This window comes from Hymenobacter sp. AT01-02, from assembly GCF_000961955.2.
GTDB classification, from domain to species: domain Bacteria; phylum Bacteroidota; class Bacteroidia; order Cytophagales; family Hymenobacteraceae; genus Hymenobacter; species Hymenobacter mucosus.
Genome location: NZ_JZIR02000012.1, coordinates 35478 through 60759 on the forward strand (window position 1 = coordinate 35478; position 25282 = coordinate 60759).

The window sequence follows — 25282 nt, forward strand, 5'->3', positions numbered from 1 at the left end:
CTGAGGCTCAACCGGGTGCCCTTAGCTCCTACAGCTCGGCATCGTGCCGCTACGGTAGCTCCTAAAACGACACCACCCGCGCAAGATTGTTGCGCGGGTGGTGTCGCTTCTGCCTTCTTGCGTAAGGCGTTATGCGGGCTGCCGAAACACGGCCGAAACCCAGTGATTTTGGGTGCGGTGACTTTCATACTGGAAGCCTGCTTTCTCGGCCGCCGCGCGAATCAGCGGGAGGTCTTCTTCATAGAAACCAGAAAACAGAATGGGGCCACCCGGCTTGAGGTGGCCTGCATACGCACCCATATCTTCCAGCAGTACATTGCGGTTGATGTTGGCCAGAATGATATCAAACGGAGCTTCTCCTTCCAGCGCGGTTACGTCCCCCAAGCGAGCTTCTACCTTGTCCTGCACGTTGTTCTCTGCGGCGTTGTCGGCAGCGTTTTCGGCGGTCCAGGGCTCTACGTCCACGGCTAGCACGTAATCGGCGCCGAGCTGCACGGCCATTACGGCCAGAATGCCGGTGCCGCAGCCCATGTCTAATACACGCTTGCCTTGGTGGTCGATGTGCAGTTGATTGGTAATCATGAGAGCCGTCGTGTCGTGATGGCCGGTGCCGAAGGACATGCGCGGCATTATCACAATTTCGTGCTCCAGATCGGGTCGGGCCTCGTGGAAGGGTGCCCGCACCGACACCTTATCGGCAATGACCAAGGGCTGAAAATTCTTCTCCCACTCGGCATTCCAATTTTGGCGGGTGATAACCCGATGAGAATACTCCAGCTCCCCTATTCCCTCGTAGCGGCTCATGACCTCCGCCACATCATCGGGGTTAAACACATCCTCCGTCGTGTAGGCGCAAAAGCCATCATCGTTGTCCTCGAAGGTATCGAAGCCAAGCTCAGCTAACTCAGCTACTAGTATATCAGACAGCTCGCGGGGAGCCTTCACGCTCAGTTCAATAAAATCCATGGTTGGCAGAGGGGTATCAGGAGAAACGAAAATGCCGCCCAACTAACCCGGACGGCAACTTCAGTGCAAAAATACAGATTTGATGCGGCCAATAGAGGCTTAGAATTTCAAGTTGTGCCAGAGCTGGCGCCGGAGAGCACCCTCATTGCGCATTACACGCCTGATCGGCACCCAAGCCGTAGCCATTGCCAGCGCAGCAAAACCTACACGTACCCACCACCACGGCACAAAATACAGCACTGCCCCAGATGCTATGCTAAGCAGGTTTATCAGGGTAGAAGCATTGCCTCGCATGTTCGTAAAGTCAATGCTTTTGCTGATGACTTTGGCCTTATAGAGACTACCCCATAGGCCTAGTACTAGCAGAGTGCCCGCTGCCAACGGTAGCAGGCCCAGTAAATTCCAGCGCCCCTGCGGGAACAACGTCAGCAGTGCCACCGCTGACACCAAGCAGTCAGCCAAAAGCACTGGGCCCACCAGCCGCAAGTACAAGTGCAGTAGCCGTTTCGTTAGGCCCAACCGAGCAATTTCATTCGCAGCCACTGCCCCTACTGCTCCGAAAAGATTATTGTTAACGTAAGTGAAGCTAATGGTTGGCAGGAAGGTCATCCAAAAGATACCGTTCAGTGGGTCACCATGTTTGGCTGTCATTCTACTGCTAAGGACCAGAATTGTCACTTTGAAAACGAGTGCAATAGACAGTGCCGGCCAGCACTTGCGCAGGTAAGCCTTCCACTCTGGTGAAAGACGGGCCAGCAATTGGTTTGCGGTCTTGTTTTCAGGGGTCGTGGCGAGGTAACGACTACTAAACTTCTCCCCTAGCCCGGCCAGCGCCACACCCCACAGCACTAGTGGGCCTGCTATGGCCAATGTGGTCAGCGCGGTAGTGGCGAAGGGAAGAGTAATAAATGTGCTCAGCCAACCAGCCGCCGCTACTAGACACAGTAGGTTTAAGGCAAACAATGAATGACGCCACCGCCCCATTGACAGCAGCAGGCGTAGATTGAAGCTAACCGTAGCTGCACTGAGTAGAACTAATAGGTTGAGGCCAAGCGGGCGCCAGGCGCGCGGAGCACCCACTAGTGCTACCAGCAGAAACAGAAGCAGGATAAGCCGACGTACGGTAATTAGATCCAGCAGAAAGGCCGTAACCATGTTGTGCTTACCCGACACCGGAAAATGGTCGGGTAAGGGCCGCTGCACGGGTCTGTAGGTGGGCATAAAGTCTACTAGCAAGGCCGACAGGTAGAATATGCCATTTATCAGGAATAGCAGTTGCTTGGCAAAGCCCTCGGGTAGCGACGCTTCTCGGTTCAGCATGAAAGCCATGCCCACCCCGTAGAGCACACACAACGACGCTATCAAGATGAGGGCAGCGCGCCCTTCGCCAGCATCGGGCCAGAGCACGGCTTTTAGGCGGCGACTCAGCAAATAGGGAAGAAAGTGCCCTAGCGTTCCGTCGTGAGCCATGTCAGGTCCTGGGCAGAGGTGGAGGCCGGGTGCAGCAGTTGAAGCAATGCGTCGTTGAGGTAAGCCTCGCGCCCGCGCAGGAAGTCAGCCATCGAGCCCCAGTATTTTACTTCGCTGTCGTCGAGAATCAACAGATGCGTGGCTATTTTCTCAATGTGCGCCAAGTTGTGTGAGGACACGAACGTGAGGCACTGGCTGCGGTAGCTGCCTAGCAGCTCCAGAATGCGCTCTGCCGAGAAGATGTCCAATCCGTTCAAGGCTCATCAAGAATCAACAGCTCAGGGCGGTGAAGCAGGCAGGAGGCAACGGCCACTTTCTGCTTCATACCAGTGGAAAAGGAGCTAAGGCGCTTGCGTCGTACATTGTCGTAGTCTTCCAGCAAGTGCCCGAGCAGACTGTTGATGCGGGCTGTAGCGTCGGGTAGCTCATAGATTCGGGCTACGAACTGCAGGTACTCTTCGGCGGTGAGTTGCTCTACAAGGTGCCCTTGGTTGATGAGGGCGCCAATACGGCGCTTGACCGCCACCGGAAATGTTTCGCCCATAGCAGTACCGTCTAGCAGTATTTCACCGCTGGTGGGCAAGAGCACATTGGTAAGCAAATTGAAAAGCGTGCTTTTGCCGGCTCCGTTGCGGCCTAGCACACCTACACAGTAGCCCGTGTGGGCGCTGAGGCTTACGTCACGCAGGATACTTTTGGCCCCAAAAGCTTTCGTGAGCTGACGAAGTTCTACTTCCATTGACAATAAACTGCGTGGCAGATACTAAGCATTCTGTACCTATATCGGGTAGGCCAAGGTAGTAACTTCTGCCTGGGCAGACACTGTGTGACTAGCAGCAAAAAGCCCCGCCCTATTGGCATAGGACGGGGCTTTTCATTTTGTATAGCTGCTCTTCACTACTGCTGCCGACAGCCGGCAAAGGAACGTACCTTGGTGAAGTAAATGGCAAAGTCGGCCAGGTTACGCTGGGGCGTTACAAACAAGGAGTAGTCCGCGAAACTGGGAGAATCGGTGATGTACCATAGCCCGGCTTTGTCGGCGAAGAGCTTGTTGGTTTCCTTGTACACTAGCACATCAGCGAAGGTGTCCTCGGCCTCTATGTAGAGAGTGCCAAAACAGTAGTTCTTACGACGCGGGTCCGTTTCCAGGTACACCGACCCATAGATGCGGCAGGGCTCAACGCTTACCGGTTGGGTAGCTGCCACGAAGGGCACGCGCGGGGCCGGCTGAAATGGGCTGAGCGCCAGCAAACCAGAAAACAGAACAGATGCGAGCATAGCAAGGGGATATACCTCGTCCCAAGGACAATTATCCGACCAAGTTTAGTTCGGGCAAGTATGCCACCACGTGCTTAGAACGACTTGATGATTTCCGTGAAATCGCGCGACTTGAGAGAAGCGCCGCCAATGAGACCTCCATCTACATCAGGCTGACCAAATAGCTCCCGAGCATTCTGGGCGTTGGCCGAGCCTCCGTAGAGAATGGTGGTGTTTTCAGCAGCCTCTGCGTCGTAGGCGCGGGCAATCTGTTCGCGAATGAAGGCGTGAACTTCTTGTGCCTGTGCACTAGTAGCCGTTTTGCCGGTGCCAATGGCCCAAATGGGTTCGTAGGCAATTACTACTTGGTCGAATTCCTCGTTAGAGAGGTGAAACAAGCCGTCTTGGAGCTGCTTGCTGATGAAGTTAAAGGTATCATCCGCCTCGCGGGTTTCCAGGCTCTCGCCTACGCAGAAAATTGGTTTCAAGCCAGCTGCCAGAACTGCTTTTAGCTTCTGGCTCAGCAGCTCATCGTCCTCACCGAAATATTGACGACGCTCGGAGTGGCCCAGAATTACGTACTCGGCTCCTACCGACTGCAGCATTTTGGCCGACACTTCACCAGTGAAAGCACCACTTTCTTTCTGGTGGCAGTTTTGGGCACCCAGGTGGAATCGGCCCCCTTCGGGGAGTTGCTTGCCAATAGTCGTCAGGAATGGGAAGGGCGGGCACACCACTACCTCCACTTGGGAGCCAGTTACTTCGTCCTGCACCATGTTCACAATTTCGGAAATCAAGGCCTGACCGTCTTGCAACGTGGTATTCATTTTCCAGTTGCCGGCCACAATATTCTTACGCATAGCGGAAAGGGTTGAGGTTGGGGTTGACCCGCAAGTTAGCAGGATGTGCTCCAATGAAAGCAGATTTACCTGCCGGCAGTTGCTACTGCTACCGGCTACGGCTAGCCTTGCGCCTACCCCACCACACGAGTACCAGGCCAACAATGGCTACCAGCGCAGCCGCGGCCAGCGCCATCCAAGCCAGTACCAGCGTATCGGCAGCGGCACGGCGGGCGGCCCAAATGCCCAACAGGCCCCAGGCTACGGCAGCGGGGTAGGCAAACTCCCGAAATTTCTTGGTCACGTTCAGGGCCACACCGGCTGTAATGCCTACCAGCACAATAGCTATTTCAATGGCTTGCGCCGCCGCGGGCTGCCACTTGGTACCTATGCCCAGGGTTACGTTTACTACCGTTGCCACCGATATCCACCCCAAGTACAGGCCAAATGCTACGCTACTATACCACGGGGCCTCGCCCCGCTGCACGAAGTGCCGCGTCCGACCATATACCACCGCTAGGCTAGCCAAGATTAGCAACATTACTACCATGCTCGGCACCAAGAGTTCATACGCAAACACTACCAGCCATAAGCTTGTCATCAGGTTTGCAAGCACCAAGGGCCGCGCCACAGCATCGGGAAGCAGGTTACGGCGCTGAGCGGGAAGTAGCTGCCAAATGGCGTAAAAAGCTAAGCCCAGAAATATCAGCCCCCAGATGCTGAACGCGTAGCCTGCCGGCGTAAGTGGCGTTGGGTATTTATAAGATACCTGCCCGTTTGTTTGCCCATTGAAGGGGTAGCGTTGCGACACGTAATTGAGCGCGAGGTTGGCGGCAATAGCAGCCGTAGCAGCCCAGCGCCAAACACGACTTTGGGTGGGAGCTACAAGAGCATCAAAAGCAGCTTGGGAAGAGAGATGCGAATTCATGAAGTGAAGAACAAGGAAGTAGTGCAAATCTCCCTACGCAAGCTTTACAGACTTTAGTTGAAGTGCGGCTCGCACCAGCTCACATTCTATCTTACTCTACTCCCACAACAAGAAGCCCGGCTGTATCCTTGTAGATACAGCCGGGCTTCTTGTTGTAGAGAGTGCGCTTTACAGCTTCTCGGCCAAGAACCGTGCTGTGTGGTTGGTATCCTTGAGCTTAACCATTTCTTCTGGCGTGCCTTCAAACAGCAAGTGCCCGCCGTTGATACCCCCTTCCGGGCCCAAGTCAATAACCCAGTCAGCGCACTTGATGATGTCCATATTGTGCTCAATGATGAGCACCGAGTTTCCTTGCTCCACTAGTGCATTCAATGCCGTCATCAGCTTGTTGATGTCGTGGAAGTGCAGGCCGGTGCTAGGCTCATCGAAGATGAACAGAATCTTATCGTTCTGTAAGGTATTGCCCTTGGTCAGGAACGACGCCAGTTTCACGCGCTGAGCTTCGCCACCCGACAACGTGTTAGCCGACTGCCCCAGGCGGATATAGCCAAGTCCGACGTCGTCCAGGGGCCGGAGGCGCTCCACGATTTTAGGCTGGTCCTTGAAGAACTGAATGCTGTCTTCAATGGTCATTTCCAGCACCTCGTTGATGCTCTTGTCCTGAAACTTCACGTCCAGAATATCTTGCTTGAACTTGCGTCCCTCGCAGGCCTCACACGTCAGGTAGATATCGGCCATGAACTGCATCTCAATCTTTACTTGGCCTTCGCCTGGCATACCTCGCAGCGGCCGCCATCAATGTTGAAGGAGAAGTGCGACGGTTTGAAGCCCCGTGCTTTGGCTAGTTGCTGGTCAGCAAACAAAGTCCGGATGGCATCGTATGCTTTCACGTACGTCACCGGGTTTGAGCGGCTGCTTTTGCCAATAGGGTTTTGGTCCACAAACTCTACGTGCGTCACCTGCCCATTCACACCAGTTAGCCGGTCGAATTTGCCGGTAGCTTCGCCCGCTCCACCGCCTAGTTGCTTGAGCAGAGCCGGAGCCAGAATACGCCGAATTAGGGTAGACTTGCCCGAGCCCGATACGCCCGTCACCACGGTCATCACGTTCAGCGGAAATTTCACCGATACGTTCTTGAGGTTATTCTCGCGGGCACCCGTCAGCTCCAAGGCGTTGCGCCAAGGCCGACGGCTTGTGGGCACAGCTACTTCCATGCGGCCGCTCAAGTACTGACCCGTGTAGGTATCGGAGGCTAGTACTTCGGCATAAGTACCCTGGAACTGCAGCATGCCACCGCCACTACCCGCTTCGGGGCCAATGTCGATGATCTGATCAGCCTGTTCCATCATCTTGTCCTCGTGCTCCACTACAATGACGGTGTTGCCAAGCTGCTGTAAGGAGCGCAGAACGCCTATAAGCTGCTCCGCATCCTTGGGGTGCAGGCCAATGCTGGGCTCGTCAAGGATGTACATGGAACCTACCAGCGCCGAGCCGAGCGACGTGGCCAATGAAATACGCTGGCTTTCCCCACCCGAGAGCGTGCTGCTCAAGCGGTTTAAGGTAAGGTAGCCTAACCCTACGCGGTTTAGATACTCCAGGCGGTTGGTTACTTCGGTCACGAGGCGCTCGGCTACCTTGGCCTCGTGCTCAGGCAGGTCGAGGTTCTGGAAAAACTCTAGGGCCCGGCTCACAGGCAGCAGTACCAGATCCGTGATGCTGTTGCCATTGATCTTGACGTACTGAGCATCTTTGCGCAAACGCGTACCGCGGCAGTCGGGGCAGGTAGTGCGGCCCCGATAGCGGCTTTGCAGCACCCGGTACTGGATTTTGTGCGTCTGAGTCGATACCCAGTTGAAGTAGGCATCAAGTCCTTCAAAGTACTTATTGCCTTTCCACAGCAAGGTGCGCTCGGCTTCGCTGAGTTCGTTGTACGGGCGGTGAATGGGGAAATCGAAGCGGATGCCGTTTTTTAGCAGGGGCTTCAGCCACTCACTCTGCTTATCAGTGCGCCAAGGAGCAATAGCCCCTTCGTATACCGTCAGGCTCTTATCCGGAATTACGAGGTCTTCGTCGATGCCTAACACGGAGCCGAAACCTTCGCAGGTCTGGCAAGCACCGTAGGGATTGTTAAAGGAGAAGAAGTTGACGCTGGGTTCTTCGAACACCAAATCATCCAGTTCAAACCGGTCGGAGAAGGTGCGGGTTTCCTCATCCAGCTTTACTAGGCAGGTGCCATGCCCCTCGAAGAAAGCCGTCTGTACGGAGTCCGACAGGCGGAACATCAGGTCTTCGTCGCCGGGTTGAATAACAGCCCGGTCAACCATAATGAACACGTCGCCCTGCACTTCCGGCTGGCCTTCCGCAATCAACTCCTCAATGAAGGCCGTCTCGTTGTTTACAACAACCCGGCTATAACCTTTCTGCAGAAGCAAGTCCAGCTCCTTACTCATCGGCCGACCGTCTTCGTTAGGCAACAGCGGCGCCAGAATCATTGCTCGCGTGCCTTCGGGCAAACGAAAGAGGTAGTCTACTACGTCGCTACGTTGTCCTTCCGAACCTGCTCGCCGCTCACCGGCGAAAACGTACGACCCACGCGGGCAAACAGCAACTTGAGGTAGTCGTAGATTTCGGTGCTGGTGCCTACTGTGGAGCGGTTATTCTTGATGCTGACCTTCTGCTCGATGGCAATAGCCGGCGAGATGCCGCGGATATAGTCCACGTCGGGCTTGTCCATGCGGCCCAAAAACTGGCGGGCATACGACGAGAGGCTCTCCACGTACATGCGCTGCCCCTCGGCATACAGCGTGTCAAACGCCAGCGAAGACTTACCAGAGCCCGACAAGCCCGTGACAACGATGAATTTATTGCGCGGCAGCGCCACGCTCAAGTTTTTGAGGTTGTGAACCCGGGCGTTCTTTATCAGGATGAACTCGCGCGGGTCGAGCTGGTCAATGGGATCAGCCGCGGGGGCGGCTACTTGCAAAGCGGAGTTATCGGCCATAGGTCGGTAAACAACGACGGCCGGGGGTTTGGTTTCCGGCGGAAGCGGTTTAGGCAGGCGAAGGTACAGTGGATAGCTGCGGGTAAGAAACACCTCTGCACAGAACCACTACTTGCTGTCCGCAAATTCATAACATTGTAGCACCGCCTATCTAGTAGCTATAATCCCTTATCCTCTCTTTATAGCAAAAGGCTTAGGAGCTAGCCTCAGCAATCAGGGCTATGTAAGCAAGGCACTATACGTTTTTGAGAAGCTACCAGAACAAGAAAAGCTATATACCTAGCCAGTAGATTTTTAACTACCTTTTTAGCCCCTTCCCTACTACTGCCTTCCACACAGTGTACCTGCGGGTGTCATATGCAGGCTGTCCGACACGTAGAACTGGGGGCGGGGTTTGCCGTTGGGGCCGAGCAAGGGGGTAGCCGTGTCCACAAAACGCAGGCGCTTTGGGTGCTGCTCGATGTAGTTTTTAATCAGGCGGTTGGCCTCCTGCACTTTGGGATAAAGTGCCCAGCGCGAAGGACTAGGCTTAATGGCCAAAAATACGAGCGGCACATTGGGGAGCTTCTGCTGCATCAACTTCTCAAATGCCAGAAACGACTGAAATACCTCCTGAGGCGTGGCACCGGAGCCAATGTCGTTGTCGCCCTCATAGAGTACTACTTGCCGTGGCTGATAGGCTACTACTAGTTTGTCGAAGAAATACAGGGCATCGGGGAAGCGGGAACCGCCGAAGCCACGGTTGAGCACTGGCTGTCCAGCGAAATCAGCCTTGAGAGTTTCCCATTTTCGAATCGAAGAACTACCGTAAAACAGGATAGGATTTTTGGGTGGAGGGTTGCTACTGTCCTGCTGGGCAAAGGCACGCAATTCGTTGGCCCACTGCTGGGGGTTGATGGGTGGATTAGTTTGGGCTAAGGTTGGGAAAACCGCACGCAGTGCTAGCAAAAGCGCGCCCCCAAACCCACGGATGGTAGCAGTAAGCATAGGTAAACAAGGAAATGGACAGATACGAAGTCACCCAAGGTACTAGGTTGAGTGCAAACTACCGTCGTTGTCATCCCATTATGAGACTTTGCACCTCATAGCATTCGTAAGATTATTGATTACCAGCTTTATTTGCCACCATAGTGATATAGAACAAGTATAGTGCAAACCAGATGCGGTTTCAAGTGTTAGACAGATTCTCGTGTCCAACTTTTTCGGCCCTTTCAGCTGTGCTGGCGCCCTTCTTGCTAGGCGAGCCGCGTGTGGCTGGTATGTATTCGGTAAAGTTGGTATTTTCCGTTCTCTTACTGCCCTATTACGGTAAGATACCATTGTTGAATTTGACTTTATGAGGAAAACTCTATTCGTACTGTGTTCGTTCTTGCTCGTTCTGGGACACGTACTCCCAGTATTAGCCAAGCGCCTGCCTTCGCCTGATCCGGCCCCTATCCTAAACGGACAATGGAAGGGCCCTTTGAAAGTACCCGGTGGTACGCTTGACCTAATTATTACCCTCGTGCCCTTGACTAATGGCACGTACTATGCGGCACTGGATGCTCCTCAGCAGCGCATCAGCCGGATGCCAGCCGAAGTAGTACTGAAGGGAAATGACATCACACTTAACATTGAGCAAGCTGGTAGCCGCTTTATAGGTAAAGTCAAGAATGGTGGGGCTCAACTGGAAGGCACCTGGACGCAACCAGGTCTTTCCGTTCCTCTTACACTCATGCGCGCAGTTTCTGCAACAGCTACCGCCAGTAAGAAGCCTCGCCTCACCCCGCCGTACCGCGAGGAGGAAATCATGTTTACGAATGCCGTCGCCAAAATCAGGTTGGCCGGCACCCTCACCATACCTGCTGGCCCGGGTCCGTTTCCGGCCGTAGCGCTACTTTCTGACTCGGGCCCCCAGGACCGCGACGCCGAGCAGCAGGAGTATCGCATGTTTGGCATGCTGGCCGACCACCTTACTCGCCGCGGCATTGCTGTACTCCGCTTCGATGACCGCGGCGTGGGTAAGTCGCAAGGCAACTATCTGACTGCTACTACCGCCGATTTGATGGGCGACGCTCAAGCAGCCATGACGTTCCTGCGCGCCCGCAACCTAGTGGACCCGCAGCACATCGGCCTGATTGGTCATGGTGAGGGTGCCAACGTAGCGCTGCTGGCAGCTGCCCAACCTGAGCCAGCAGCGCCTGCTTTCGTTGTGTCATTGGCCGGCTATGGTCTGCCAGGCCGGGATGTTTTGGTGCGTCAGCAGGTAGAAATTTTGCGGCTCATTGGAGCTAACCCCGCCCAGGTAAAGGCTGCGTTGGACTTCCACCAGCACATGATCGATATCATTCGGCAGACGCCCAACGACAACCAAGCTCGTGGTAAAGTAGCAGCCTATCTACGCCTCAATAACACCGACCTAGACCCCCAAATGGCGCGGGCGCGGGCCGCTCAGCTTACCTCGCCTTGGTCGCGTTACTTCCTAGACTTTGACCCGGTGGTGCTGCTTCCAAATGTGAAGTGCCCCGTCTTGGCCCTCAACGGCACGGCTGACCTCCAAGTAGACCCCGCCCAAAATTTGGGAGTTCTGAAGAAGGGCCTACACAACTCGCAGGTGAAGTCGGATAAGCTTGTTGGGGTCAACCACTGGTTTCAACCTGAGGCCAAAGATTGGCCCTTGATAAACGGCACCCAGCAACCTACCTTTTCCCCTAAGGCGCTCGACATCGTTCGGGAGTGGATCTTCGACAATACAAAACGCCCACAAGCTACCCCCACAACGGTGAATAAGGCCGCCTCGCAACCCGCTAAGAAAACGCCTAAGAAACCCACTAAATCAGCACAAGCAAGTCGGTAACGGACTTATCGTTCTTAACCCTGTGCTCAGGGATACATAAGGCCCCTACTTAGCCATTCAGCTTCGGTAGGGGCCTTTTATCATGCTGATACTGACGAGCAAGGTGGATAACAGAGTAGTTATCCACACAGTTATCCACATTTCGCCTGCCTATTCTCTATATTCTCCAAGGCTTTAGGTACCCACTGCTAAGTGCTGCTAGGCAGAAACGCGGTCCGGAGTCATATCAAGATTACGCAGCTTATCGGCACGTAAGGCGGTAAACGCTACAACTAGCATGGTTACGGTTCCGCCGAATATGACGGATGGCACCACTCCTAAGTGCTTTGCCGCCACGCCCGATTCAAACGAACCTATTTCGTTGGAGGAGCCAATAAAGATGTTGTTTACCGCTGATACACGGCCTTTCATGTGCTCTGGCGTAAAGGTGTGAATCAAGGTTTGGCGAACTACCACCGAAACAGAATCGAAGACCCCAGTTAGGAACAGCAGGAATAAGGACAACCACATGGTAGTGGATAGTGCGAAGCAGATAGTAGCTGCCCCAAAACCAGCTACAGCCCATAAAAGCTTACGCCCAGCATGACGGCGTAGCGGATAGTAGGTGAGGAAAGTAGCCATCAGGACTGATCCTACGGCTGGGGCAGCCTCCAAATGACCGAGGCCAGCCGCACCCACCTTCAGAATATCTACTGCAAAAATTGGCAGTAGAGCCACTGCTCCCCCAAATAGAACTGCAAATAAGTCGAGCGACAGGGCGGCAAGTACTAACTGGTTGTTCCAAATAAACCGCATACCACTCAGTACGCTATCCTGCAGGCTAAGCCGTTCTCCTTCCATTACGGGAAGAGGCCGTGAGGCAATGAGAACAAACTGCGCCAAAGCAACAGCAAGTAGCACTGTGGCTACGAGGTAGGAGTTGGCGACATCTAAATGCGCGATGAGGTAGCCGCCTACCGCCGGGCCCAATACCGATGCCGCTTGATACGTGGTGCTGTTCCACGTGATGGCATTGGCTAATTGGTCGCGGGTAGGCAACAGTTGAGGCATAAAGGAAAACAACGCTGGCCCCAGAAAGCCCCGTGCAATACCACTAACGAATATGACTCCGTACAGGGCATGCTGCGAAAGCAAGGATGCCCCGTAGGATGAGGAGAAGAAGGTTAGTGCCACGGCACAGAGCAGCAACGCCGTAACCGTGACTACAATAATATTTTTTCGTCTTACGGAGTCGGCCACGTGACCAGCATACAACGACACAGCGATGCTAGGAATAGCTTCCGTCAGCCCTATCAAGCCCAGGGCTAATGGGTCTTCAGTCAGCTTAAAGATCTGCCAGCTCACTACTAGCCCCTGAATACGGGTAGCCATAGTGAGGCACACGCGCGCTGAGATTAGCCGACGAAAGTCTGAAATTCGCAGGGCAGCGTATGGATCATGAGGAGCATCGGAGGAATTGGAAGGCACGGACATGGCAGCAAGACAGAGAAACAGGTGTAAAGGTAGCCCCTACGAACCGGCTCACTGGCACAATTGGCCCCTTGTGTCAAGTAGATGTTGCTTGGGTAGCCAAGTTCCGTTCGGCCATTTGATACCGTCCGTCGTATGAAATACCTGAGAAAGGCCGAGCTAGTACTTGCGAAAGAACTTGCAATGCGCGGCACGAGCGAGTTCTCAGAGCTTCTTGCCTGCGCCTGCTTTTATCACTCTCTGCTACTCCTACATGGCTGCTCCTACCCCTGCTCCCGACTACCTTACCCTTCACCACCGCGACGACCTAGGCGTATTGTTGGTTCGCTGGCAACGGCCCTTGAGTGGTCTGGAAGTGCAAACCGGCTATGAGGCCATTGCTACCCACGCTGTAGCTTGCCGCAGTCGTTACTGGCTACTTGACTACCGAGCCGTAGCGTGCCCACTGAAGACGATACTGACTGGTTTCTAACCCAATTTATTCCTCCGCTTGCCGGGCGCTTGGGCGGCCGGGTTTACCTAGCGTTCTTGATGGCTCCTTCCCACCTCAGCGCTATTGACCAGGAGGATGGAGTGCCCCTAGCCTCCGATACCCATTGCCATCTTCGTATGTTCACGGAGGAAGGCTTAGCCATAGCGTGGTTGGCGCGACGTCAGCATTACGAAAGCGCGTAACGCAACCCGAGTTCCTACTGCCTTTCGTATTCTCTTTTGTACTGTTTGCCTCTCCCCCTTCCAACTATGTCCTTCGCCTCTTCTACTTTTCGTGTCCTCTTGCTAGCTGGTTTGTGGACAGCTGTTCCTGCCGCTAGCCAAGCTCAATCCTCTACTGGTACTACTGCCAATGGATTTGCCCTGAAAGATGGGGCCTACCGCCTGAATGGGGTCGTGATGCAGCTACAGGCCGGGCAGTCTACTCGACTTTCTGCTCCTCTCAAATTCACGAATGGTCTTACTTTGCGACCGGATGGTATTATGGTTGCGAAGGACGGGGCCCGTCAGCTATTGGGTGAAGGTAAAGCCATTAACCAGCAGGGCGATGTAGTAAACCTGCGCGATGATATGATGGCGGCAGAGGCTATTCAACAGTACGACCAGAAAGTCACGGGTGCTACTCCTACTGTTGTGCCAAGTCGTTCCATTCCCGTTGACCCTACCATTACTGCCACACTGCGGCAAACCGAAGCCCGGCTCCAAGTTCTACGCCAGCTAGCCGACCGGTTAAACCAGCGTGCTAGTACGGCTCTGGGCACCAATTCTCAGGCCGAGGCAGCCCAATTAGATGCGAAATTACGCACCCTGGATGCGCGGCTGCGCCGGTAGCTGGCACAACTTTGGCACTCTTTTTTTCAAGCCCGCATCTGCGGGCTTTTTTCGGCACTATTCTTTTTTTATCTTGTTTTTCAGCGCTTCACAAAAGCTGATATACCAACAAATTATATATATAATATGCTTTATGTTAAGGTTTCATTAGTGTAAAATTTTTTTCTTTTTACACTAGCCACCCATTGTGTTTAGCCCTGCTGTTTTCTACATTTGATTTCTACACGGCACTTCACCCTTCCTTCACAATTCCCGAACTCTTTAGTTCTCACCGGCAACTGCATTCTATGGCCTAAAGCTCTACGTTCTCTAATTCCCGTAGCCTTTATGGAAACCATGCAGCCGAGCGACTCCGCTCTTATCTCGCTTTATATTGCCGGCCAGGAAGAGGCCTTTGCGCAGTTGCTTGAGCGGCACAAAAGCCGCGTGTTTACTACTATTATGCTTATCGTTCGTGATGAGGATGTAGCAGAAGATTTGCTGCAGGATGCCTTTATAAAGGCTATTCACACCATGAAGAGCGGACGCTATAATGAGGAAGGAAAATTCTCTTCTTGGATTTGCCGTATCGCACACAATCTGGCCATCGACTTTTTCCGGCGTGAAAAACGTAGCCCTTTGTTGAACTTGGATACAACAAGTCACGCCTTTAATTCGTTGTCGCTGGCAGAAGAAGGTGCTGAAGCTACCATGACGCGGGAAGAAACCCACGCCAGGCTTCGGGAGCTGATTCAGGAGCTGCCCGCGGCGCAGAAAGAAGTCCTGATCATGCGTCACTACGGCGACATGAGCTTTCAGGAAATTGCCGATGCAACGGGGGTCAGCATTAATACTGCGCTAGGGCGGATGCGTTATGCGCTGATCAACCTGCGGAAAAAAATGGCCGCACAACCCGTTTTCTATGATCAAAACTTTACCCCACGAGACACTGCTCCGGTACGTGTACAACGAATTGCCAGCTGAGCAGTACAAAGAAGTAGAGCAAGCGCTACTTCATGACCCTGAATTGGCTGCCACTTGCGCCGACCTGCTGCTTGCCCAGCAAACGCTCAATGGCATCCAGCGCACTCCTAGTCAGCAGTCTACTGCGGCCATTTTGCAATACTCGCGCACCTTCATGCGCCAAGGCTAGGTCTACTTCTGATACAGTTCATTATGCGTGCGGAGTACCGCGAAGCGTACCATCTGGTAACTTCGCGGTACTCCGCATTTTTGCGTTCAACGACTGGCTACGCACACCAGCTACTAGCCTCTCGCATACTTGCTGGTAGCTTACTTTCTTCTCATGCGTAAATCCGAGCGGTTTCGTCTTTTTATTGAGTACTTCACTACGCACTTTCCAGAGCCCAAAACGGAGCTTACTTACTCTAACCCCTATGAGTTGCTCGTTGCAGTAGTACTAAGTGCCCAGTGCACCGACAAGCGGGTCAACCAGGTCATGCCGGCCTTGCTTGAACAGTTTCCCACGCCTGAACAGCTAGGAGCCGCCTCGGCCGAGGATATTTTCCCTTTCATTCGAAGCGTCTCTTACCCAAACAACAAAGCCAAACATCTTGCGGGGTTAGGCCGACTACTGATTACAGAGTTCGGAGGCGAAGTTCCTAGTAGCATTGAGGAGTTACAACGCCTTCCCGGCGTGGGGCGCAAAACTGCTAATGTAGTGGTATCCGTTATCTACAACCAGCCCGCAATGGCGGTAGACACACACGTGTTTCGGGTATCGCACCGGCTGGGGTTGGTAGCCCGCAGTGCCGCTACGCCATTGGCAGTTGAGAAGGAGCTAATGCGCTACACTCCGACCGAATTAGTACCAAAAGCTCACCACTGGCTGATTCTTCATGGTCGCTACATTTGCGTGGCCCGCCAGCCTAAGTGCGTTATATGCCCACTAAAAGAGTGGTGTAAGTATTATGCCGACGTAGTATCAAAAGGATTGTTGGTGGAGTCTCCTAAGCTTTCCAAACGCAAATCATCCCCCAAGATGGATGACCTAGGCACAACTTAGTCTATAAGTAGTTCTAGATAGTCCAAGATATAAAAAGCAGGCCGCTACCATGTCATTTGATGAGTGCAGGTATTCTCCAATACTTGCTCAATAATATTTCCTATCTGTTGGCGGTCGAAATATTTCTGCGCTACTTCTTTGCCAGCATCACCAGCAGTCCGCAATAAGTTTTTATCTCGCAACACTGTTGCAATTGTAAAAACCAAGGCATCTACATCTTCTGCGGGGCTGTACCATCCGCAGCGGTGTTGCTCCACGAATGTTTTCGTCCATCCGGCATTGGTGACGATGACAGGCGTTCCGACGGCCAAACTATCGTAGAACTTGGCAGGCGAATTAGCATCTAGCACGGGCAAGCCCAAGAAAGAAACTACCGCTACGTCAGCTAGGCGAAACCACGTAAAGACAGCGTGCCGGGGCTGTGGCGCTACTAACCGAATGAAAGGGTAAGTAGCAGCGGCCTGCTCCACTATTTCCTGATGAAACCCATGCCCCATAAATAACCAAGTTACATCAGGGTGTTGGGGCGCTAGTTGAACAGCAGCCGCAAGTAAAGTTGGAATAGCATTGGCACGGCCAAAGGTACCTGCATACAAAATTACCCGTTGCCCTTCCAGACCTTGCTGCTGGCGCAATGCGGCTACCGCAGCAGAAGTAGCACAAGCGGCCAAATCGAGGTCAGTACCATTGAGTACAGTAGTAACCTTGTCAGCCGAGATTCCTAGCTGGCGCACGTAGCTTGTCATATCTGGTGACAAGGGCAAAACATGGCGAGCTGATTGGTACAAGCTTTTTTCGAGGTCAAAAAGACGCCGCTGAGCAAACAAATTTGGCACCGCTCCCATAGCAATGGGAAAGGATGGCCACAAGTCTTGCACTTCAAATACCCATGGTACCCGACGCAGCCGCGCTACTTGTGCCGCTGCCCACGCCGCGGTGAGAGGGGTGCTAATGCCCCATATAACATCAGGCTTTTCTAGGCGCACCCCTTCTCGCAGAGCATAAGCGGCATACTGCCCAAAAGACAGAATGCGGCGGGCTACCCCCATCTTATTCTCATAGGAAACCTCTGCCGCGCGCATCGTCACCCCCTCTGGCAGCCACGGAAACTCATAGGTGAGACGCTGTCGTTCCCATGTGCGGGTCGTGATGAGCGTAATGCGGTGTTTGCGGGCCAGTTGGGCCAGCAACGAATAATGCCGACTCGTCGCAGGACAGTCTGGGTTCGTATGGTACTGGCTAAAGACGGCAATGTGCATGCAAATTTCAATGAGAATTGCCGAGTGGAAGAATCTACTTACGAGTTTTGACCACCATGCTATCCTTGCTGCTACCGCTCGGCCCGGCGTGGTTTGGGGCGGTAGCGCGATTCGCTGAGGATGCGCTGCGCATTCTTTTCACTCATCAACTGCCGCAGGGTTACGGTGGGATGCTCTGCCATATATTTCCGCACAATTTGCCACCCAACCCAGGCTCCTACCCGACCAGGACACGTCTTATCAATTTCGGGAATGTTGGGCCGCTCCCCCACGTACTTCTGAATGGTGAACGACTCAGTGTTGTAAAGCAAGCTCTTCTCAATGAAATGCGCCCATATCTTGCTTTCATTGAATGCCACCCCTGCCATTTCTTTATTGGTATAGCCAATCAGTAGAGAGTCGGCTGTGCAAGGCAACACTTTTTCGGCGAAGTACAGGCTCTTACCATAGTATACCATCTCGCTAAGCATGGTCGGGTTGACGGTCTGCTTCTGATTGTATTTGCTACTAATGGCCAGGGCTATTGTGGGCATTAGGTGGTCAGGCGTGTACCGACGCAGCATGTAGTCCGGCATCTGGGGCCGGTACTTAGCTGTTGGTCCCACAAAGAAATCAGGACTAATCATCAGCAAGCTATCATTTACAAATAGATGCTGGCTAAGACCCGTCACAAACGTTTCCACTAGCGGCGGCTGGAAACTGGGGAAGTAATAGCGAATATGCTGAAAGAGCGGCTTCAGCCCTGCTTCCAGCTTGGGCGTAGTAAATATACTATCCGCTTTCAGGTACAGGCGTCGTAGATCAGGGTTAGAGGCGAGGCGGAGTAGAGTGGCGTTCTGTGCCTGGGCAGGGTACTGCTGCACCTGCAGAATTTGCCGGGCAAACAACGGATGCGTCTCCACGAAGCGGTTTACATCGGCATTGTTTTTCAGTTGAAAGAAAGGCACCTCCAACCGTTCCAATTGCACCGCAACGGGCACTTTGGCAATTTCCGGGTCTAGCTCACAAGCATCTTCGCCGCGGTTACAGCTGGGCAGTACCAAAACGGCCGCTCCTATTACGGCTGCAAGCCAAGGGCGTATACGGGCAGGAATGTGCATCTCGCTTCTATCTTTAAGGCGAAATTAGCCAAAACGAACGGTGGATTGCTGCCTTTCGTGTTTTCCCAACGCAGTTCCGTAATTACCATGAAAAAAATATTCCTTGCCCTGCTGGTTACGGGGGCCACCATTAGCGGCGCGTCGGCACAGGTAGAGATTGGCTTGAAGGTTTCGCCTTCCATCACCTCACTACGAGCTGATGCCCCTTCTCAGTACGCGTTGCAAAGTAAGTCTAGCAAAATCAGTTTGGGCGGCGGCCTCGTAGTCGACTACTTCTTTGGTGAGAACTACGCGTTCAGCACAGGAGTAGAGTTAGCCGGCAAGGGCGGAAAAATAACTTACTACGATGAGAACACGCGCTCAACCCAGACTCAGAAAATTGGCTTACAGTATCTGCAAGTGCCCCTCACGGTAAAGCTATTTACCAATGATATAGCCACCGACACGAAGCTTTATTTCCAGTTGGGCGGTACACTTGGCGGAGCTATTGCTGGCAAGATAGATGGAGACAAGTACTACACCGACCCAGGTAATACCAGTGCTGGTCAAACCAAAGCTATCAAGCACGTTATCATCCCAGATGCTAGCGTACTCTTGAGCGTAGGCACTGAGTACCAGGTAGGGCAAAGCACCAAAGTATTCGGTGGAGTAAGCTACCACCGGGGCTTGCTCAATATTGATAACTACTTCGAAGACTCGCGCGGCTTCAGCTCGGCCACGCTAAAGAACAGCGAGTTTGCCCTTGACTTGGGCTTGAAGTTCTAAGCTGAAAGACTCCTCGAAAAGCCACTGCCCGCGCCATGTAGCGCAGGCAGTGGCTTTTTGCGTTAGGGTTGGTAAGGGCACAACTTCAGCACGTTTAATTCGAGGGCAACATGCTCAGGGTGTGTTCCTCTACCCCGGGTGCCACCATAATAGTTCTGGGGGCCGCAACGGACTGAGGCCGTCGAGTGAGATGGTAGGCGCCAGCAAAGCAAATTGTAGCCAACAGCAGAAACTGCAGCAGGCCAAAGACTATTCGTATAGGCATGCAACAACCGTTTTAGTGCTTGGCCACTTGGTTTTCAAATGTAGAAGCGGGCCTTACTACCCAAGCGTAAGATGGCAGCCGCTGAAAGAGACTGTACTGCTCGGGAGTTAGAACCTGAAGCATAATATCATCTAAGGGAAGTACCGTCAAGTCTGATGTACTCTGTAAAAGCAACTGCTGCATCTGCTCGTGAGCAATCCGCCGCACAGCCGCACGTTGCCAGTGAGTGAGGTGCAGGGCCTTGGTTAAATAGCCTGTCAGGCAGTGTGTTTGCGCATTAAGCAAAGCACTATAGCTACGGGCTCAGGTAGCTCGTGGTCGGCTCCGATCAACTGACGATTATGATGTCGGGGCAACGCCTGGCTACTACCGCTTAGCATCAAGCCAGCTAGTAGCAAACAATAGGAGAACTTCATTTTGCGCAAGGTGTAGAGGAGCAGAAACAGTATCCGTAACAGGATATTGCAAACGTACTTGCCTTCCCCCCTACCCCCTAGCTATTTGGCCTAACAGCAAGTTTCTCTTTCTTAACCCACACGTTTTCTGTCTAGTAGGCGGGTTACTCTACTTATCACCGCATCGCGCTATCTCATAGTAGCACTTACCTCAAGAACGAACCAGTATCGCATGGCTCCTTGGTAGTTTCTTATGATAGGATAAAAGACAATATATCGTTGACTTGTAGGTGAGCCACCGCTAGTTTACTTGGCATTTTGAGTATCTCGCCGAGTATTGTTGAGCTTTCCACATTTTAGAATTAGGTTCGTAAAGAATTGCCTGTAAACCTCCTTTCTGTCTCGATTCGGGAAACTAGGATGTCTATGTGCTTTCAGAGTTAGATCGTTTTGCGCACTAGTTTCATGTCCACACCCGCTGTTTGTATCATTGTTGATGACAATGAAATCAACCGTTTAACCCTAGAACATATGGTGGAACTAACTCCCGAGTTGGAGTTAGCCGCTTCCCTACCAGGAAGTCTAGAAACGCTGCAATACTTCCGCCAAGGCGGCCGTGCCGATATCTTATTACTTGATATTGAGATGCCTCATCTCTCCGGTCTGGAGTTGGCACGTCTGATTCCTTCAGAAGTAACGGTTATTGTAGTTACTACGCACCGAGAATTTGCAGTAGACGCTTTCGAGCTTCGCGCCGCCGACTACTTAGTAAAGCCAGTTGAATTTTCGCGTTTCACGCAGGCAATTAAGCGTGTGCTAGAGCAGCGCAGCGTAAAAGTAGCACCCCAACCAGAGCCCGTTAGCACCGAGTTATTTGTGAAGGTAGGCACCCGTATGGTGCGCCTCGACTTCAACGATGTCTACTACATCGAAGCACTATCGACGTACTCTATCATCGTTACAAAAGCTCAAAAGCACATTGTGTACCTTACGCTCAAAGCTATTACCGAGCGGTTGCCTTTTGCCCATTTCGTGCGCGTACACCGTAGCTACATCATCAATACCCAGCGTATTGATGCCATTGAAGACAATACGCTGAAGCTTGGCCCTTACGCAGTGCCAATTGGTAAATCGTACCAAGAAGCCTTTTACCAAAGCTTACGTGAACTATAGGAGTTGGCTTTGCCTGTTGGCTCGAACTTTAGGATAGCTCCTGCGGCAGTTCCTGCAATGCCCGGTTCACTTGCGCTACCAGTCGCGCTACTGCTTCCGGCAAAGGTAGCTGCTCTGCTTCGGCCCCATTCGGTCCCTGTTCTAGCTGACGCACTGCGGCACTCACATTGTGTATACCAAGCGACTCCAGGCTTGGTTTGATGTGGTGCACTAGCTCCGCCACTCGCGGCCAGTCGTGAGTAGCCGCCGCAGCTTCTACCTTCGCAATACTGGTGGGCATATTATTTAGAAAAGAGCGAATAATCTTCCCCACGAAGCTTCGCGACCATGGGAAAGCGCACGTAGCTTGGTAAGATCATAGCTGGGCTCAACGACGGAAACCGCCTCCTTGAGCAAGCGTTCTATCTGCTGATACAGCTCCGCCTCCTCAAATGGTTTAGTCAGGCACGCATTCATACCGGCTGCAAGGTAGCGCACATTATCAGCCCGAAACGCATTAGCAGTAAGAGCCAAAATTGGCACATTGGCCCGCTTACGGTCGGGCAGCTGGCGAATAGCTGCCGTCGCTTCTAAACCACTCATCCCGGGCATCTGAATGTCCATTAGCACTACATCATAGTGATGCTGATTGAACAGGTCGAGACCCTGCTGTCCATTTTCTGCTTCGTCTACTACTACGCCCCACTCTTCTAGTAGCATGCGTGCTACATCCCGGTTGATTTCATTGTCTTCAACCAGTAGTACTCGGCGGCCCTGCAAAGCCCCGGTATCGAATGCGGGCGCTAGAGTCGAAGTGGGTACTGCGTGCGTGCGTGGGAGCGTGAGGGTAAATTGGAACGTACTGCCGCGTCCTACCTCACTTTCTACCGTTAGGGTGCCCCCTAGCTGCTCCACAATAGCGCGTGAAATGCTTAGCCCTAGTCCTGTACCCCCGAAGCGTCGGGTAGTATCAGAGTAGGCCTGAGTAAATCCTTCAAAGATGCGCGCCTGCTGATCCAGCGGAATACCTACTCCCGTATCGGTTACACTGAACTCCACCGTCAGCGTGTCCGTGCTGGTAGCAATCTGCTTACCGATTACTGTAATCCGACCGCCTGGCTCCGTGAACTTCACGGCGTTGGCCATCAGATTAATCAGAATTTGATTTATACGGTATGGGTCGCCCAGCACCCAGGGCAACGGGCAAGAATCACGGAGCGGCGTGCCTTCTACAGTCAGCCCTTTCTCAAGGGCTTGCATAACTAACGGCTGTAGCGCGGAACTTATCGAGTCGCAGAGGTTAAAAGCTGTTTGTTCGAATTCTAGCTTACCCGAAGTAATTTTGGCCATATCCAGCACGTCATTAATAATATTCAGTAGATGCTGGCCCGAGCTTCGGATAATGCGCAGGAACTCCTGCTGACGAGCGTCAAGGCGAGTTTTTCCTAGTTGCCCAGCCATGCCCAGCACGCCATTCATGGGCGTGCGAATTTCATGACTCATATTGGCTAAGAAGTTTTCCCGGGCCTGCACCGCAGCCTCGGCCTCTAACCTAGCCTGCTGCATTTCCTGTTCGGCCAGAATGCGCGTGGTAATATTGGCTAGGTAGAGGTTAGCGTATCCTTCCTTTTCAATAGGTACTACGAAAGCCGTGTAGTACCCCGTGGCTACTGCCAAGTCCACTTGCTTGACCTCCTTAGCAGCCAAAGCATCCATTGCCAAGCGTTGCAGCTGCTGCAACAAATTCTCCTGCTCCGGACCCAACAAAGGCTCAGATAAAACAGTGGCGGCAGTGTTCCTATAAAGTACTTCCCCGGCTGTATCGAACCGAAAGATAGGATTAGGGTTCTGACCAGGAATGCTAGCAACGGCCCGAAGCTGTTCTGTAACGCTATAGTACTCAGTTATATCACGTAGCCGCACCAGCAATACTGCCGGAGTGCCAGGGTCTTGTATCGGAACAAAATCCCGCTCCAACACGCGTCCGTCCGCCAAGAAAATGGGTTCGTTAAAAGCAGCTTCTCCTTGGGCCCTGCATTCCTGCAGACGGTGCTCGAATGCAACTGGATCAGCGGCTAGTGGCCTGGCAGCCGCACCTAGCTCCTGCCAAGACCGACCGTGCCAATAGGCAGCCCGTGTTGGCAATTTCCATAGCAAGCAAAACTGCTCATTAAGCAACACGATAATACCTTTCTCATTTGTCAGCATCACCCCTTCTTGCAGGTGGTCTACCAGCTGACTTAGGCGTTGGCCTACTGTTTCACTCTGCGCATTGGCAAGGTGCAAGGCCTGTTCCAGATCTTGAATACGCTGCTGAGCTTGCGCTAATTCTGATGGCAGATCTGATAAGATAGTAGGAACAGGAAATTGCATGCGTGAGAGCTACCATAAAGACAGCCTCGAAAATACGTTTTCACTTCATAAAAGGTCAGACATCTGGCTAAATGGACCTTTCTACCCATTCAATGGGTGCTTTTAACGGCTAAAGCTGTGCTTAGTCACTGGCTGCTTGCATAAAAAAGCCCGGGCTACTACCTGTAGTCCGGGCCTCTCTTCTATCAGGAGGAGTTTTCTCGCAGAAAAAATCCGTCAGTCAGTTATTTCTATTTCCCGGTCCTGCAACCGGCTCATGGCCGCAGCGGCAGAGTGCAACTCGATTTCCTCGCCTTGCTCGTCCTCGATGCGGTATTCGGTTAAGCCCAGACTAGTGTCTTTCGTAACCTTCACCCACTTGTAATACTTTAGATACCACTTCATTTGCCGACTTACTAAGCCTTTAGTGTAGTAAGCATGTAAGAAGGGATGTACGTAAAGCGTAATGCCTGACTGATTTTGCGTAATCAGTAGGTCTTCAATGCTGTTGTCGATTTCGTCCGTCACAAGGATGGAAGCTGAAATCTTGCCTGTGCCACCGCAGGTGGGGCATACCTCGCCGGTGACAATGGCTTCGGCCGGCCGCACACGCTGCCGGGTAATCTGAAGCAAACCAAACTTGGTGATTGGCAGAATAGTATACCGAGCTTTGTCCAGCTTCATAATGCTGTGCACCGTATCTTCTACCTTCTTGCGGCTCTCGCCCGACTTCATATCGATGAAATCGACAACGATGATACCGCCCATGTCGCGCAGCCGAAGCTGGCGGGCTACTTCTTTGGCAGCCGCGAGGTTCACGTGCAGGGCTGTGGCCTCTTGGTCGCCTTCCTGATTGCTCTTGTTGCCTGAATTAACGTCGATGACGTGCAGGGCTTCTGTGTGCTCAATAACCAGATATCCGCCGCCGGGTACCGTTACGGTTTTGCCAAACAGCGTTTTAAGCTGCTTTTCGATACCCAGATGCTCGAAGACCTTTACTTTGCCGGAATGTAGCTTCAGCAGGCCGAGCTTGTCGGGCGCAATCTGCTGCAGGTAATTCCGCATTTCTTCGTACATGGGCGTCGAGTCTACCGTAATGGCATCAAACGACTCGTTGAGCATGTCACGCAACATGGAGCTAGTACGGCCCAACTCTCCAAGTATCTTGTCGTTTGGCTTGGCCTTACGCAGATTCTGGAAGAGTGTATCCCACTTATCCACCATGCTCTGCATATCCTTGTCAAGCTCCGCTACCTCACGCCCTTCGGCTACAGTTCGGATAATGACACCAAAGTTGTCGGGCTTGATGGAGGCAATGAGGCGCTTGAGCCGCTCCCGCTCCGTCTTGCTAACAATCTTCTTAGATACGCTGATGACATTAGAGAAAGGAACCAGTACCAAGTAACGGCCCGCCATGGAAATATCCGTTGATAGGCGCGGACCTTTGGTAGAAATAGGCTCCTTAATGATTTGAACCAGCAGTTGCTGGCCCTTCTTCAGGGTGCTGTCGATTTTACCGACTTTGTCGAGCGGCCCATCAAACTGGAATGTTTTCAGGGGCCCAACGGGAATTTTCTGCGATTGTACGCCTTTTACCCACTTCGTTAGCGAGGGGAAGCTCTCCCCCAAGTCGCCGTAGTGTAAAAAGGCATCTTTTTGATACCCAATGTCAATGAACGCGGCGTTCAGACCGGGCATAACTTTCTTGACCGTACCCAGGAAGATGTCACCAACCGAGTAGGCGGTGTCATTGCGGTCGAAATGGTATTCGATCAGCCGCTTGTCCTGTAGTAGGGCAATCCGTTCTCCGTCCTGAGTAGAATTAATGATTAATTCGTTACTCAATGGATTAAGCGGTTAGAGTAGCCTCCCGTGAGAGCTGCCGCTGATGCTTTCCAC

23 protein-coding genes and 1 pseudogene are annotated in these 25282 nt (G+C 52.8%); 9 read left to right on the top strand and 15 right to left on the bottom strand.

The genetic code is table 11. The annotated features are described in order from the left end of the window. Positions 1-129: 129 nt before the first annotated feature. The 9 genes and pseudogenes from prmA to VI25_RS04635 all read right to left on the bottom strand — a co-directional run bounded on the left by prmA (position 130) and on the right by VI25_RS04635 (position 9448). Complete coding sequence (gene prmA, locus VI25_RS04595) at positions 130-966, bottom strand: 50S ribosomal protein L11 methyltransferase (protein WP_045689668.1); 837 nt, start codon at positions 964-966, stop codon at positions 130-132. A gap of 99 nt (positions 967-1065) precedes the next feature. Then, on the bottom strand, positions 1066-2436 hold the full coding sequence (locus VI25_RS04600) for a hypothetical protein (RefSeq protein WP_045689667.1): 1371 nt from the start codon (positions 2434-2436) through the stop codon (positions 1066-1068). Beyond that, the gene (locus VI25_RS04605; RefSeq protein ID WP_052695416.1) at positions 2415-2693 is read right to left on the bottom strand and encodes a hypothetical protein; all 279 of its coding nucleotides are present in this window, start codon (positions 2691-2693) and stop codon (positions 2415-2417) included. Before VI25_RS04605 ends, VI25_RS04600 begins: the two co-directional genes overlap by 22 nt. Then, the gene (locus VI25_RS04610; protein WP_052695415.1) at positions 2690-3175 is read right to left on the bottom strand and encodes an ATP-binding cassette domain-containing protein; all 486 of its coding nucleotides are present in this window, start codon (positions 3173-3175) and stop codon (positions 2690-2692) included. The genes VI25_RS04605 and VI25_RS04610 overlap by 4 nt, the downstream gene beginning before the upstream one ends. A gap of 158 nt (positions 3176-3333) precedes the next feature. Beyond that, complete coding sequence (locus VI25_RS04615; RefSeq protein ID WP_236704886.1) at positions 3334-3714, bottom strand: DUF6150 family protein; 381 nt, start codon at positions 3712-3714, stop codon at positions 3334-3336. A gap of 74 nt (positions 3715-3788) precedes the next feature. Then, complete coding sequence (tpiA, locus tag VI25_RS04620; protein ID WP_045690406.1) at positions 3789-4553, bottom strand: triose-phosphate isomerase; 765 nt, start codon at positions 4551-4553, stop codon at positions 3789-3791. 88 nt (positions 4554-4641) lie between these two features. Continuing rightward, positions 4642-5460, bottom strand: coding sequence for a tryptophan-rich sensory protein (locus VI25_RS04625; RefSeq protein ID WP_045690405.1), 819 nt, complete (start codon positions 5458-5460; stop codon positions 4642-4644). A 168-nt stretch (positions 5461-5628) separates the two neighbouring features. Continuing rightward, a pseudogene (gene uvrA / locus VI25_RS04630) lies at positions 5629-8461 on the bottom strand (excinuclease ABC subunit UvrA). A gap of 321 nt (positions 8462-8782) precedes the next feature. Continuing rightward, on the bottom strand, positions 8783-9448 hold the full coding sequence (locus VI25_RS04635; RefSeq protein ID WP_152981489.1) for an SGNH/GDSL hydrolase family protein: 666 nt from the start codon (positions 9446-9448) through the stop codon (positions 8783-8785). Between the two features lie 382 nt (positions 9449-9830). Here VI25_RS04635 and VI25_RS04640 point away from each other — a divergent pair, with 382 nt between their 5' ends. Continuing rightward, positions 9831-11297 (top strand): alpha/beta hydrolase family protein, encoded by a 1467-nt coding sequence (locus VI25_RS04640; RefSeq protein WP_161806873.1) that lies wholly within the window; start codon positions 9831-9833, stop codon positions 11295-11297. Positions 11298-11495: 198 nt separating this feature from the next. Here VI25_RS04640 and VI25_RS04645 read toward each other — a convergent pair whose 3' ends face one another. Further along, positions 11496-12770 (bottom strand): MFS transporter, encoded by a 1275-nt coding sequence (locus VI25_RS04645; RefSeq protein WP_082455394.1) that lies wholly within the window; start codon positions 12768-12770, stop codon positions 11496-11498. Positions 12771-13020: 250 nt separating this feature from the next. Between VI25_RS04645 and VI25_RS04650 the strand changes: the two genes are divergently transcribed. The 6 genes from VI25_RS04650 to nth all read left to right on the top strand — a co-directional run bounded on the left by VI25_RS04650 (position 13021) and on the right by nth (position 16095). After that, entirely contained in the window at positions 13021-13239 is a 219-nt protein-coding gene (locus VI25_RS04650; RefSeq protein WP_055562311.1) for a hypothetical protein, read from the top strand. Between the two features lie 59 nt (positions 13240-13298). Then, positions 13299-13442, top strand: coding sequence for a hypothetical protein (locus VI25_RS25015; RefSeq protein ID WP_236704887.1), 144 nt, complete (start codon positions 13299-13301; stop codon positions 13440-13442). A gap of 66 nt (positions 13443-13508) precedes the next feature. After that, a complete protein-coding gene (locus tag VI25_RS04655; RefSeq protein ID WP_152981490.1) occupies positions 13509-14090 on the top strand; it encodes a DUF6799 domain-containing protein in 582 nt (193 codons plus the stop codon). A 327-nt stretch (positions 14091-14417) separates the two neighbouring features. Continuing rightward, a complete protein-coding gene (locus VI25_RS04660) occupies positions 14418-15053 on the top strand; it encodes an RNA polymerase sigma factor (RefSeq protein WP_045688220.1) in 636 nt (211 codons plus the stop codon). Continuing rightward, entirely contained in the window at positions 15031-15222 is a 192-nt protein-coding gene (locus tag VI25_RS04665) for a hypothetical protein (RefSeq protein WP_052695154.1), read from the top strand. The genes VI25_RS04660 and VI25_RS04665 overlap by 23 nt, the downstream gene beginning before the upstream one ends. Before the next feature lie 153 nt (positions 15223-15375). Continuing rightward, on the top strand, positions 15376-16095 hold the full coding sequence (gene nth / locus VI25_RS04670; RefSeq protein ID WP_045688221.1) for an endonuclease III: 720 nt from the start codon (positions 15376-15378) through the stop codon (positions 16093-16095). A 44-nt stretch (positions 16096-16139) separates the two neighbouring features. Here nth and VI25_RS04675 read toward each other — a convergent pair whose 3' ends face one another. Further along, positions 16140-17354: a glycosyltransferase family 4 protein gene (locus VI25_RS04675; protein WP_045688214.1), complete on the bottom strand. Its 1215-nt coding sequence runs from the start codon at positions 17352-17354 to the stop codon at positions 16140-16142. 71 nt (positions 17355-17425) lie between these two features. Then, positions 17426-18454, bottom strand: a complete 1029-nt coding sequence (locus VI25_RS04680; RefSeq protein ID WP_045688215.1) for a hypothetical protein — start codon at positions 18452-18454, stop codon at positions 17426-17428. A gap of 87 nt (positions 18455-18541) precedes the next feature. On the opposite strand from VI25_RS04680, the gene VI25_RS04685 reads away from it, so the two are divergent. Beyond that, a complete protein-coding gene (locus VI25_RS04685; RefSeq protein ID WP_045688222.1) occupies positions 18542-19219 on the top strand; it encodes a porin family protein in 678 nt (225 codons plus the stop codon). Positions 19220-20344: 1125 nt separating this feature from the next. Beyond that, positions 20345-21052, top strand: coding sequence for a LytR/AlgR family response regulator transcription factor (locus tag VI25_RS04695; RefSeq protein ID WP_055562313.1), 708 nt, complete (start codon positions 20345-20347; stop codon positions 21050-21052). Positions 21053-21080: 28 nt separating this feature from the next. Here the strand turns inward: VI25_RS04695 and VI25_RS04700 are convergent, their stop codons facing one another. The 3 genes from VI25_RS04700 to VI25_RS04710 form a co-directional block, all read right to left on the bottom strand. Next, positions 21081-21332: an Hpt domain-containing protein gene (locus VI25_RS04700; protein ID WP_045688218.1), complete on the bottom strand. Its 252-nt coding sequence runs from the start codon at positions 21330-21332 to the stop codon at positions 21081-21083. A 5-nt stretch (positions 21333-21337) separates the two neighbouring features. Next, a complete protein-coding gene (locus VI25_RS04705; protein WP_055562314.1) occupies positions 21338-23404 on the bottom strand; it encodes an ATP-binding protein in 2067 nt (688 codons plus the stop codon). Positions 23405-23620: 216 nt separating this feature from the next. Further along, entirely contained in the window at positions 23621-25228 is a 1608-nt protein-coding gene (locus VI25_RS04710; RefSeq protein WP_045690057.1) for a ribonuclease E/G, read from the bottom strand. Positions 25229-25282: the final 54 nt, after the last annotated feature.

Coding starts and splice junctions, on each gene's coding strand:
- prmA (WP_045689668.1), bottom strand. CDS start 966: ATGGATTTTATTGAACTGAGCGTGAAGGCTCCCCGCGAGCTGTCTGAT.
- VI25_RS04600 (WP_045689667.1), bottom strand. CDS start 2,436: ATGGCTCACGACGGAACGCTAGGGCACTTTCTTCCCTATTTGCTGAGT.
- VI25_RS04610 (WP_052695415.1), bottom strand. CDS start 3,175: ATGGAAGTAGAACTTCGTCAGCTCACGAAAGCTTTTGGGGCCAAAAGT.
- VI25_RS04615 (WP_236704886.1), bottom strand. CDS start 3,714: ATGCTCGCATCTGTTCTGTTTTCTGGTTTGCTGGCGCTCAGCCCATTT.
- tpiA (WP_045690406.1), bottom strand. CDS start 4,553: ATGCGTAAGAATATTGTGGCCGGCAACTGGAAAATGAATACCACGTTG.
- VI25_RS04625 (WP_045690405.1), bottom strand. CDS start 5,460: ATGAATTCGCATCTCTCTTCCCAAGCTGCTTTTGATGCTCTTGTAGCT.
- VI25_RS04635 (WP_152981489.1), bottom strand. CDS start 9,448: ATGCTTACTGCTACCATCCGTGGGTTTGGGGGCGCGCTTTTGCTAGCA.
- VI25_RS04645 (WP_082455394.1), bottom strand. CDS start 12,770: ATGTCCGTGCCTTCCAATTCCTCCGATGCTCCTCATGATCCATACGCT.
- VI25_RS04650 (WP_055562311.1), top strand. CDS start 13,021: ATGGCTGCTCCTACCCCTGCTCCCGACTACCTTACCCTTCACCACCGC.
- VI25_RS25015 (WP_236704887.1), top strand. CDS start 13,299: ATGGCTCCTTCCCACCTCAGCGCTATTGACCAGGAGGATGGAGTGCCC.
- VI25_RS04655 (WP_152981490.1), top strand. CDS start 13,509: ATGTCCTTCGCCTCTTCTACTTTTCGTGTCCTCTTGCTAGCTGGTTTG.
- VI25_RS04660 (WP_045688220.1), top strand. CDS start 14,418: ATGGAAACCATGCAGCCGAGCGACTCCGCTCTTATCTCGCTTTATATT.
- nth (WP_045688221.1), top strand. CDS start 15,376: ATGCGTAAATCCGAGCGGTTTCGTCTTTTTATTGAGTACTTCACTACG.
- VI25_RS04675 (WP_045688214.1), bottom strand. CDS start 17,354: ATGCACATTGCCGTCTTTAGCCAGTACCATACGAACCCAGACTGTCCT.
- VI25_RS04680 (WP_045688215.1), bottom strand. CDS start 18,454: ATGCACATTCCTGCCCGTATACGCCCTTGGCTTGCAGCCGTAATAGGA.
- VI25_RS04685 (WP_045688222.1), top strand. CDS start 18,542: ATGAAAAAAATATTCCTTGCCCTGCTGGTTACGGGGGCCACCATTAGC.
- VI25_RS04695 (WP_055562313.1), top strand. CDS start 20,345: ATGTCCACACCCGCTGTTTGTATCATTGTTGATGACAATGAAATCAAC.
- VI25_RS04700 (WP_045688218.1), bottom strand. CDS start 21,332: ATGCCCACCAGTATTGCGAAGGTAGAAGCTGCGGCGGCTACTCACGAC.
- VI25_RS04705 (WP_055562314.1), bottom strand. CDS start 23,404: ATGCAATTTCCTGTTCCTACTATCTTATCAGATCTGCCATCAGAATTA.